The sequence below is a fragment of the Bacteroidales bacterium genome (assembly GCA_035353855.1).
Taxonomy (GTDB): domain Bacteria; phylum Bacteroidota; class Bacteroidia; order Bacteroidales; family CG2-30-32-10; genus DAOQAK01.
Map to the genome: position 1 here is coordinate 25,257 of DAOQAK010000042.1, position 11,701 is coordinate 36,957.

Below are 11,701 nucleotides of genomic sequence, written 5' to 3' on the forward strand. Positions count from 1 at the left end.
GAGTTAGTTTTAACGTTATAGGCATTTCAAAAATTGTTCCAAATGTTCAAGGTCTTTAATTTTAACTTCACGGGCTTTGCTTCCTTCAAAAGGCCCTATTATACCTACAGCCTCCAACTGGTCAACTATTCTTCCGGCGCGATTATATCCCAGTTTTAATTTACGTTGTAGTAATGATGTAGAACCTTGCTGATGAGAAACGATTATATGTGCAGCTTCTTCAAATAATTCATCTCTTTCAGAGGGGTCCATATTTTTATTAGGTTCTTCTCCATTTTCTTCGTTGAACTCAGGAAGGCTAAATGCATTCGGATATCCACGCTGACTTCCTATGAATTCAGTTATTCTTTCTACTTCATGAGTGTCAACAAAAGCACATTGTAATCGGATTAAGTCGCTTCCTGTTGAAAGCAACATATCACCGCGACCAATTAGCTGGTCGGCACCACCGGTATCAAGAATTGTACGTGAATCGATTTTTGAAATAACACGGAATGCAAGTCTTGCCGGGAAATTTGCTTTTATTGTACCCGTTATTATGTTTACTGATGGTCTTTGAGTGGCTATAATTAAATGTATCCCGATTGCTCTTGCAAGCTGTGCTAAACGCGTAATTGGCGTTTCCACTTCTCTGCCTGCAGTAATAATAAGGTCGGCAAATTCATCAACAACCAAAACAATGTATGGAAGGAAGCGATGACCTTCTTCCGGATTTAATTTTCTGCCAATGAATTTTTCATTATACTCTTTAATATTTCTTACTCTTGCATCATGCATCAAATCTAAACGTGCATCCATTTCAAGGCATAAAGAATTCAATGTCCTTACAACTTGTTTTGTGTCAGTAATAATTGCATTTTCTACATCAGGTAATTTTGCAAGATAATGACGTTCAATTTTTGAATATAAAGTTAACTCTACTCTTTTTGGGTCAATAAGTACGAATTTAAGTTGTGCCGGATGTTTTTTAAATAGCAATGAAGTAAGAATGGCATTCAATCCAACAGATTTACCCTGACCGGTTGCACCGGCAACTAGTAAATGCGGCATTTTAGTAAGGTCGGCAACAAAACTTTCATTGGCAATTGTTTTTCCAATTCCAATAGGTAACTCAAAATTATTATTCAGAAATTTATCGGATGATAAAATTGCTTTCATCGGAACAATTTCAGGTCGTTGATTAGGCACTTCAATACCAATGGTTCCTTTACCGGGAATAGGCGCAATAATTCTGATCCCAAGCGCTGAGAGACTTAAAGCAATATCGTCTTCAAGATTTTTAATTTTAGAAATACGAACACCTGCAGCCGGTATTATTTCATATAATGTTACAGTAGGTCCAATGGTTGCTTTAATTTTATCTATCTGAATAGCATAATTATTCAGTGTTGAAACAATACGGTTTTTGTTGGCTTCCAGTTCTTCTTTCTGGACACCAACACTGCTTATTTCGTAATCATCTAATAGGTCTATTGATGGAAGTTTAAAATCGCGAAGGTCGAGAGTAGGGTCGAATGTGCCTTTTTCCTTAACTAATTTTTCAGCAATTTTCTCGATATCGCTTTCTTCAATAATTTCAGCTGGTTTCTCAACAGTGAACTCAACTTCGGGGTTGGCAATCTCTTCTATCTCGTTTTTTTTATTGGATATATTGTTTTCAATTATTGGTTCTTTATTAGGAGCTTCTTCCTTTATTTTTTTTTTATTCAGGTCAAATTCTATAACAGTTTCAGCTGTTTCATTTTTTTCTTCAATTATATTTTCTATAATAGAATTTTTTTGAAAAATATTTTGTTCCACATTTTCTGTTTCTTCTGTTTCTTCTTCAGGATTTTCCTGTTTCATTTCTTGTTTTACTTTCCTGAACCATTTAAAAGAAAAGCGATAGGCAATAATTAGAAAACTTAAAAAGGCAAATATCAGGAGTAGTCCTGTTCCTGCTTTACCAAGAATGCCTTTAAGAAATATATTGGATTGATATCCAAAAATACCTCCTAATATTAAATAGGGTGCTCTGAAGGTAAATCCAAGTGCAACAGAAATCCAGATAATTGCAAAAAATGAATATTTATATGTAAGTCCAATTGGTAATAAACGTATGTTTAAAAGTAATTTTAATCCAGTTACCAGGAAGACCAAAACAAATAAAAATGAAGCAATACCAAACCACTTTTTTATAAATATCCATGCTAAGAATGATCCCATTCTACCCATCCAGTTCTCGGGTATAACACTATTGTCGAAAAGGAAAGAAGTGAATGAGCGGGAAAAGATATTATCATCTGTTTTCCATGAAATAAGATATGATGTAAATGCCAGAAATAAATATACTGATGCCAAAAGAAAGAAAAGTCCCATAACTTTATGAAATCTTTCATCTTTCAGGAATGCAAAACGTTCTGGAGCTGCTTCTACTTTTACCGTAGTTTTTTTAGATTTAACCTTAGGATTATTTTTTTTCTTTTCAGGTTTTTCTGTTTCGGTATTAGTTTGCTCTTCGTTCTTTAATGTGTTCTTTTTGAATTTGTCTTTTACGTCTGCCATTTATTTTACCTCTCAGGTGTGCAAAAGTAAAAAAATACTTAAATAGAAAACAGATATTATTGATATTCTTATAAACAAAAAATCCCCCATAGGAGGGGGATTTGAAAAAGCAGAAAATAGAATTACATACCTAATTGTTTTTTTAGTTCTTCTTCTGTTACTTCTTTATAATCACTAGGTATCAGAAATATGTTATCAGATACTTTTGATTTTTTTACTTCTCTTGCTGTATATTTCATACTGGCTTCAATCTGGTCAATATAAATACTATATTCAAGTACAGCTCCGGGTATATCTTTATATTGTGTTGAAAAATTTAAATTACTGCAACCGATTTCTTCAGTATAATATATTGTATCATTAATAACAGATCCTTCTTCATCTTTTATGGAAACTATTGCTTTTTTACATGTGTAACCTGCAATGGTTTTGGTTTCGTCAGACTTATTAACACTTATTGTAACTTTAGAAAATTCTTCTTTGAGTTTTACAGAGTCAGATATTATGGCAAATTTGTTACCCATATAATCAATAAGTGATATTACTTTTTTTGCGTTGCCATCAGTAATTTTTGCTTGTGAAGCCATTGCAGATGTTACTTCTGTTTTTGTTTTGCAATCTTTCACAGTTACATCTTCGGTTGTCGGAAGTTGAGATTTCATCGCAGGTTCTATTTTCCCTGAGCAAGTAATGTCGTATGAAATAGTTCCCTGAAAAGGTTTTTTACTCTGTGAAAAAAGGTTTGCTGTAAAGCAAAAAACTGTTGCAGCAGTCAGCAAAATGCTTAATGAAGTTTTCATATTAATAATTATTAGATTAGTTAAAATGTTTATGTAGCAAAAATATCATTTTTTTTTGATGATATGAAATAAATGCTAAAATGATACCAAGAATTTAAAACTGTAAATTCCAAAATTCAAAGTATATCATAATAAATATAAATGTGATACACATTAATATCCTAATATTTTTAGCATTGACTTATAGCTTTGCTCTTTAGCGAAAAGGCGAGTATAAACTTCACCGTTTTCATCCAGATCAATAATAATGTGTTTTGGTGAAGGGATAAGGCAATGCTGAATTCCACCGAAACCGCCCAATGATTCCTGGTAAGCACCTGTATGGAAAAGACCAATATATTGTGTTTCGTTATCTGTTATTTTAGGAAGGAATACTGCATTCTGATGCGCTTCAGCATTATAATAGTCATGGCTATCACATGTCAAACCGCCAAGGTTCACGCGTTGGTATTCTGAATCCCAGTTGTTTATTGCCAATAGAATAAAACGTTGATTGATTGCCCATGTATCGGGTAATGTGGTCATGAATGAACTGTCAATCATATTCCATAACTCGCGGTCGTTCTGCTGTTTCTGGTCGATGATAGAGTAAAGGACTGCACTGCTTTCGCCAACTGTGAAAGAACCAAATTCGGTAAAGATATTAGGTTCAGCAACTACATTTCTTTCGCAAATATTTTTTATCTGGGAAATGATTTCTTCAGCCATATATTCATAATCGAAATCAAAAGCCAAGGAACTTTTTATAGGAAAACCACCTCCTATATTAAGTGAATCAAGTTCAGGGCATATTTTCTTAAGTTCACAATATAACTGTGCGCATTTGGAAAGTTCATTCCAATAATAAGCAGTGTCTTTTACTCCTGTATTGATAAAGAAATGTAACATCTTTAATTCAAACTTGGGATTATCTTTTATATGGTCTTCGTAATAAGAAAGAACATCATGATACCTTATTCCTAAACGAGAAGTATAAAAATCAAACTTAGGTTCTTCTTCAGTGGCAATTCGGATTCCAAGTTTGCATTTATTTTTTAATATTTTATATTTGTCGAGTTCAAATTTATTATCAAGAATAGGTATGGTATTTTCAAATCCAAGGTTAATAAGGTTGGCTATATTGTCAATATATTGAGGGCGTTTAAATCCATTACATATAATATATTTATCTTTATTTATCTTTCCTGACTTATATAATTCTTCAATAATATGTATGTCGAAAGCTGATGAAGTTTCAAGATGTACATCTTCTTTTAGTACTTCTTCCATAATAAATGAAAAATGTGAACTTTTTGTACAATAACAATAGTTATAATCAGCATTATAATCAGCTTTTGCTATAGCAACATTGAACCATTTCTTAGCTTTTTGAATTTGTTCCCCAATTTTAGGTAAGTAAGTGATTTTTAAAGGAGTGCCATACTGAGACACTAAATCCATAAGTGAAATGTCGTGGAAGTACAATTCATTATCAATTACTTTGAACTCTTCCTGGGGGAACTCAAAAGTTTGTTCGATAAGGTCGCTATATTTATTTTTCATTTATAAAGTAAGTAAGTTGGTTTGTGTTTTTTTTGTTAAAGTAAATCACTTGGATTTTTTATAAAATGCAAAATTAATAAATGTTGATTATTTTCAAATAGATATATTATATTTTTCTAATTTTTTTTTAAATGGAATCAAATGATATAAAATTCTTACAATTTCATTATTAAACAAATACGATTTCATTTATATGTGTTGTGGTTTAATTAATAGAAAAAAAATGATTGTTCGTAAAAAATATTGCTACTTATATTGTTAAATTTATATAATTTCGCCCACGTTAAAAAATAACCTAATTAATAATAAAATTTTTAAACCAATGAAAATGAAAAGTACAATTAAAAATTTTCTAAATAGTAAATGGAAGGTATATAAGTTAAATGTACCTCTGTTTTTATTATTTGTTTTTATAAGTTGTTCAAATAATCTTATAAAAGCCAGTACTAGTTTATCGCTATCACAAAAAAATAGTGATTTAAGAATTGAAAACCTAAACAGTAATTTAAATGTTGGTTATCCAATTGGGGTTTTCATAAGTAAAAAGGAGATTCAACTTGATACAACATCTGCTATCTCGGAATTTTATGAAGCTAACATTATTGTATTAGGATTTAAGTCGGAAGAAGAAGCTATGAATTATTTTAATTCAAAAACAGATAACCTAATAGCATATACTCTTGATTATGCAACTTCAAAGGTTATCATACAATTGCATCTTACTTATGCTGACTCTTCATGGGGTGTAAGTGAGTGGAATAAATATATCAATGATAAATTAAAAAATGAATAATTATAATATGAAAACAAAAAGAAATATTTTAAAACTAAAAACATATTTATTTATAAGTGTTGTTTTTCTATATACATTATTCAGTGTAAATAGTTTTTCGCAGATTTTAAGTAATAATGCTTTCTTAAAAGGTAATTATGTAGAAGTAGGTATTTCACCTTGTGGAACCTTTGGATCGTCGATTGCACCCCCAAGCGGATATCATCCCAGAGGAAACGGTTATCCGGGCCTTGGTTTTGTTGCCGATCCGGCAAAAGATGGATGGGCTGTTGGTACACCAAATTTCATTGGTGACTATTTTCTTCCTGGTACTCCAGAAGAAGGATGGGGATTAACAGTGAATGGTGTAAATTATAATAACAATCTTATCTGTAGCTCAAATAATATTCCGGGTTCGATAATTAATTATAATATGTCATCAACTGAGGTTTCGGCTACATGGCAAGGTATTGTTGCTGGGTTAAGTATTACAGCAAGAACATATATGCCTTTAAACTCACTTTATTTTATAACAGAAGTTACCATTGTTAACACTTCTGCTTCTACAATAAATAACGTGTACTATATGCGTAATGTTGACCCTGACCAGGAACAACCTTTAACAGGAAATTTTGTTACTAATAATGCAGTGATTTCTCAAAATCCAAATTCATGTAACAGGGCTTTGGCAAGAGCAACAGGTTTAACTTATGGTTCATATCTTGGATTGGGTTCAATTGATTCAAGAGCAAAAGTAACCTATGGTGGTTTTTCAAACAGAAGCGCCTTGGGTATATGGAATGGTACAGGTTTATTCACATCTGGAAGCAATCAGGCTGATCAGGCTATATCGATAGCTTTTAATTTAGGAAACCTTGCACCTAACCAGGTAGTAAAATTTGCTTACGCATATATTTTAAGTGAAGTTGATTTGAATACAGCTCTTGCAGCAACCAATGTTAATTTTAATATAGGTAATGTTAATTATACAACTGGTAGTAACGCTAATATTTGTTCAGGAACAGGTGTTCCAATCACTCTTACAAATACCGGAACATATACAAGTTGGACATGGACTCCAACTACCGGATTAAATACATATACCGGAACAAGTGTAATAGCAAACATTACTTCTCCTACTACATATACTGCTACCGGCTCAGGTACCTGCGGTTCAATTCAAATTTCGATAACTCTTAATCCTGTTGCTGCGCCTGCTGTTGGGAATGCCGGAACAATTACCGGTCCTTCAAAAATAATATTAGGTTCTACAGGAAATAATTATTCAATTCCGGTTGTAAGAGGTGCTACATCATATAACTGGACATTGCCTCCGGGGTCTGTTGTTACTGCTGGTGCCAATACAAATTCAATTACATTTAATGCTTCGAACACTTCATGGTGTGGCGATGTGGTTGTTACTCCAATAAATAATTGTAATACCGGTGGAAGTGCAACAAAAGCTGTATGCCTTGGTAATGAATTATTCACTGGTATAGTAACATCTCCTTTATGTTCAGGACAATCATTAAATGTTACTTATACTGCTAGCGGTATTTTTGCTGCTGGAAATATTTTCACTGTTCAGTTATCAGATGCCACAGGCAACTTTACAACTCCTGTTTCAATTGGATCATTGACATCAACTGCATTGAGTGGAAGTATTCCTGTAACAATCCCAAGTGGTTTAACATCCGGAACTGCATATAGAATAAGAGTTACAGCAAACAGCCCTGTTTTAAATGGTATTGATAACGGAAGTAATATTACTATTAACCCTGTTCCTGTTGTTTTAACAAAAAGTTTCACTACACAACTGGATGCTTCAGGAAATGCGTCAATAGTTGCAAATGATGTTAACAATGGTTCAGGCGATGCATGCGGAATTGCTGCAATTAGTGTATCACCTAATACATTTACATGTGCCAATATCGGAAATAATAATGTTACGTTAACTGTAACTGATGTTAATGGAAATTCAGCTTCTGCAACAGCAGTAGTAACCGTGCAAGATAAAGTTGCTCCTGTAATTACATGTCCCGGTGACCAGACACAGAATGCTACACAAATGAGTGGTGCTTATATCAATGATTTCAGAGGTTTGGTAACTGTTACTGATAATTGTGATAATGCTCCTGTTCTTACACAGTTGCCTATTCACACACCATTAACACAGCTTGGTGTTCCTGTACCTGTTACGATAACAGCTACAGATGCAAGCGGAAATACCAGCAGTTGTACTTTCAATGTAACATTGGTTGATGTTACAGCTCCAACAATTATTTGTGGACCTGATATGAATATCAGCATTGCAAACTCAGATTGTTCATGGATATTATCGGGCATTTCTCCAAGCGCATGGGATATTTATGATCCAAATCCCGTAATAACATTTAATCCTCCATTAGGAACAGTATTCAACGGACCTCAGACAATTGCATTAACATGTACTGCTACCGATCATTCAGGTAATGCATCAAGTTGTACAATGAATATAACATTAAAAGATGTTCAGGCTCCGGCAATATATGGCACATATCCACGCTATGCATCGGTTAATGAAAACTGCCAGGCAGTGCTTGATAATTTTATACCTAGCTTAACGATACATGACGACTGTGATGCAAATCCTTTGGTTACACAAGTACCTCCTGCAGGAACTCTGATATCTTCAAATACTGTTGTTGTGATTACTGCTTCTGATTTATACGGTAATACATCTACAGCACATATCAATGTTAGTTTAAGAGATGAAATCGCTCCAGTAATTGTATGTCCGGCTACTCAGACAATAAATGCTGATGATAAATGTAAAGCTGTACTTCCTGATTACAGGACTTTGGCAACAGTTACCGACAACTGCCAGATAGAATCAATAGAACAAATGCCTGCTCCCGGAACTGTATTGACATACGGTGTACAGAATGTTTTACTTCGAGCTACTGACAAAGAAGACAATCAATCGTTCTGTATGTTTGAAGTAAATATTATGGATGTTACAGCACCTATAGCATTAACGCAAAATATCACTGTAGAGCTTGATAACAGCGGAGCTGCATATATCACACCTTCGATGATAAATAATGGAAGTTATGATGCTTGCGGACCAGTTGCTCTTGCAATTGATAAGAAAGATTTTAGTTGTGCTGATTTAGGCTCTAACACTGTAACATTAACCGTTACTGATTTAAGCGGAAATACAGCATCTGCACCTGCAATTGTAACCGTTGTTGATATTACCAACCCTATAGTATCTACAAAAAATATAATTGTTCAGCTTGACGAAAATGGTAATGCAGCAATAGCTCCGGCTGATGTAAATAATGGTTCTGCAGATGCTTGTGGAATTGTATCAATGAGTGTTATTCCAAATGCTTTCAACTGTAGTAACATTGGCGATAATACTGTTACCCTGACTGCATCTGATGCCAGCGGAAACACTTCTTCAAATACTGCAATAGTAACTATTGAAGATAAAGTTGCACCTTTTGTAATTACCAGGAATGCAACTGTTCAGCTTGATGCTAATGGAACTGCTGCCATTACAGTAGATGATATAAATAATGGAAGCCACGATGCATGCGGTATTGCAAGCGTTGTTGTTGATAAAATGAATTTCGATTGTTCCAATTTAGGCGACAATACTGTTACTTTAACCGTTACTGATGTTAATGGAAATGTAGCTTCTGCAACTGCAATTGTAAGTGTGCAGGATAATATTGCCCCGGTTATTACATGTCCGGCTGATATTACTGTAACTGCTATGAGCAATGATTGCACGCCTAATGTATCATGGGCTAGTGTGATTGCCAGCGATAATTGTACATTCAGCATAAACAGCAATTATAATTCAGGTGATGAATTCCCTGTTGGAACTACTGTTGTTACTTATACTGTAACTGATAAATCGGGAAATGCAGCATCATGTTCATTTAATGTTACTGTAATTCCGGAACCTTTAGTTGCAAGTATTTCAGTGAAAACATTTGTAGGTGGATATAATGTTTCATGTAATGGCGCCAAGGATGGAGAAGCTACTGTTACTGTAAACGGAGGTTGTTTGCCCTATACATACACATGGATTACAGTTCCGGTTCAAACAACTGCAACTGCAACAGGTCTTGGTGCTGGAAACTATACTGTAAATGTTACCGATGCTAACGGAACCATGATTTCACAAAGTATTACATTAACAGAACCAACTGTATTGGTTGCTAATGCTGGTGCAAATACAACTGTATATTATGGATATACTCCAATGAGTTGTGCAACACTTAACGCTACAGCTGGCGGTGCTGTTGCTCCTTATACATATATGTGGAGTACAGGTGCTACAACAGCTACAATTACTGTATGTCCGAATACTACTACCACATACATATTAACTGTAAAAGATGTTAACGGATGTGTAGCTACCAGCCAGGTGAAAGTATGTGTGATAGATGTAAGATGCGAAAAAGGCGGTAATGCTATCATTACAGGTACCGGCAATAAAGTTTTGGTTTGTCATGTTCCATCAGGAAATATAAAGAAAGCAAACACTATTTGTATTGACCCGATTGATGTTCCTTCACACCTTGCACATGGCGATGCTTTAGGTTCATGCGGTACTATGGCATCATGTGTAACAAATGGAAAAGTTGATGACAATTACTTTGAAGAAATTTCTGAAGAAGGTGTATCGGTACTTGTTTATCCAAACCCATTCGACTATAAAACCACCATCAGTTTCAGTGTACCAGAAACAAGCAATGTAACTCTTGTTGTTTATGACATTACAGGAAGAATAGTTGCCAAGTTATATGATGGCGTTGCTGAAAACAACATGTCGCACGAAATGACATTTGATGCCGGTAACCTTGGTGAAGGAGTTTATTTCTATAAACTTATTTCACAGGATGGCGATGTAGTTACAGGTAAAATGGTAATGAACCGTTAGAATTCATATCATATTTGTTTTTTTTAAGGGTCTCATCTTAAGTGGTGAGGCTCTTTTTTTTCAGTTATAAGTGTAGGTTTAAGGCAACTGGTCTGGTTGAAATTAAAATGTTATATGTCTTTTTACCAATGACGATTCACCATTGACTTGGCTAGTTGCTAAGACTTTCAACCATTGACTTTTTAAATAGAAAATAGATAATAGTATATATAAAATTGAAGTCTTAGGTTGTATGTTTAGGGCAACTGGCTAGGTTGAATGTTATTTGTTGATGGAGGTTTAACCATAAACTTATGACCTTTGACTTGGCTAGTTGCTAAGACTTTCAACCATTGACTTTTTATAGAAAATAGATAATAGTAAGTAGTAAATAGATGTCCGCCAAGGCGGATTAGTAGTAGGTTTAAGGCAACTGGTTTGGTTGAATGTAAAATGTGATTTGTAGAAAAACTTTTAACTTAAAACTATTGACCTAACCAGTTGCCCAACCTGTCAACATATAACAAACAAGATGTCTCCAATTATAGGAATTTTTTTGCTCCATCCTTTACAGTCTTTCCAAGTTTTTTAAAACTTGGAGAGACTTAAACCCAGGCTCTTTTTTTTGAAAAGTGCAGTAGGGGAAAATAAAACCCCTGTCTGAGATTTGAAAAATACTGTCAGAAAATATGAAATCACTGTCAGAGATTACCGGATAAGTGTTTTCAGAACGACACTTTCTTTTTCTGATTGCAAACGGAATATATACACTCCATAACTAAAAAGATGAGAAGAAATTGTTAAAGGGTTATTGCTGTCAAGTACATTAATATTTTGATTATATATCATTTTTCCTGTAATATCGAAAATATTTAGAATAAGGTTTTCACTTTTTCCGGGATCAATAAATAAATTTATATTATCATCATAAGAAGAAAGAGTCATTGACAGATGGCTGTCTTTATTACAAGAAGTAACAGCAATTTTAGAATAAGAAAACTTTCCATCAAAATCAGTTTGTTTAAGACGATAATAAGAAATACCACTGTAAGGTTCGCTATCAATATATGAATAATGCGAATCAAGGGTTAAAAATTAAATAAATAAAAGCAGCGGCAATTTTAC

Annotated in this window: 6 protein-coding genes; 2 read left to right on the forward strand and 4 right to left on the reverse strand. The window is 33.8% G+C overall.

What is annotated here, in order from left to right:
• Positions 1 to 15: 15 nt before the first annotated feature.
• The 3 genes from PKK00_11160 to PKK00_11170 form a co-directional block, all read right to left on the reverse strand.
• Positions 16 to 2,544, reverse strand: coding sequence for a DNA translocase FtsK (locus tag PKK00_11160; GenBank protein HNW98957.1), 2,529 nt, complete (start codon positions 2,542 to 2,544; stop codon positions 16 to 18).
• Between the two features lie 122 nt (positions 2,545 to 2,666).
• On the reverse strand, positions 2,667 to 3,344 hold the full coding sequence (locus PKK00_11165; GenBank protein ID HNW98958.1) for a hypothetical protein: 678 nt from the start codon (positions 3,342 to 3,344) through the stop codon (positions 2,667 to 2,669).
• 153 nt (positions 3,345 to 3,497) lie between these two features.
• On the reverse strand, positions 3,498 to 4,886 hold the full coding sequence (locus PKK00_11170) for an arginine decarboxylase (protein ID HNW98959.1): 1,389 nt from the start codon (positions 4,884 to 4,886) through the stop codon (positions 3,498 to 3,500).
• 328 nt (positions 4,887 to 5,214) lie between these two features.
• Between PKK00_11170 and PKK00_11175 the strand changes: the two genes are divergently transcribed.
• Entirely contained in the window at positions 5,215 to 5,679 is a 465-nt protein-coding gene (locus PKK00_11175) for a hypothetical protein (protein HNW98960.1), read from the forward strand.
• A gap of 7 nt (positions 5,680 to 5,686) precedes the next feature.
• Entirely contained in the window at positions 5,687 to 10,597 is a 4,911-nt protein-coding gene (locus tag PKK00_11180; protein ID HNW98961.1) for an HYR domain-containing protein, read from the forward strand.
• A gap of 687 nt (positions 10,598 to 11,284) precedes the next feature.
• Here PKK00_11180 and PKK00_11185 read toward each other — a convergent pair.
• Entirely contained in the window at positions 11,285 to 11,521 is a 237-nt protein-coding gene (locus tag PKK00_11185) for a T9SS type A sorting domain-containing protein (protein ID HNW98962.1), read from the reverse strand.
• Positions 11,522 to 11,701 lie beyond the last annotated feature (180 nt).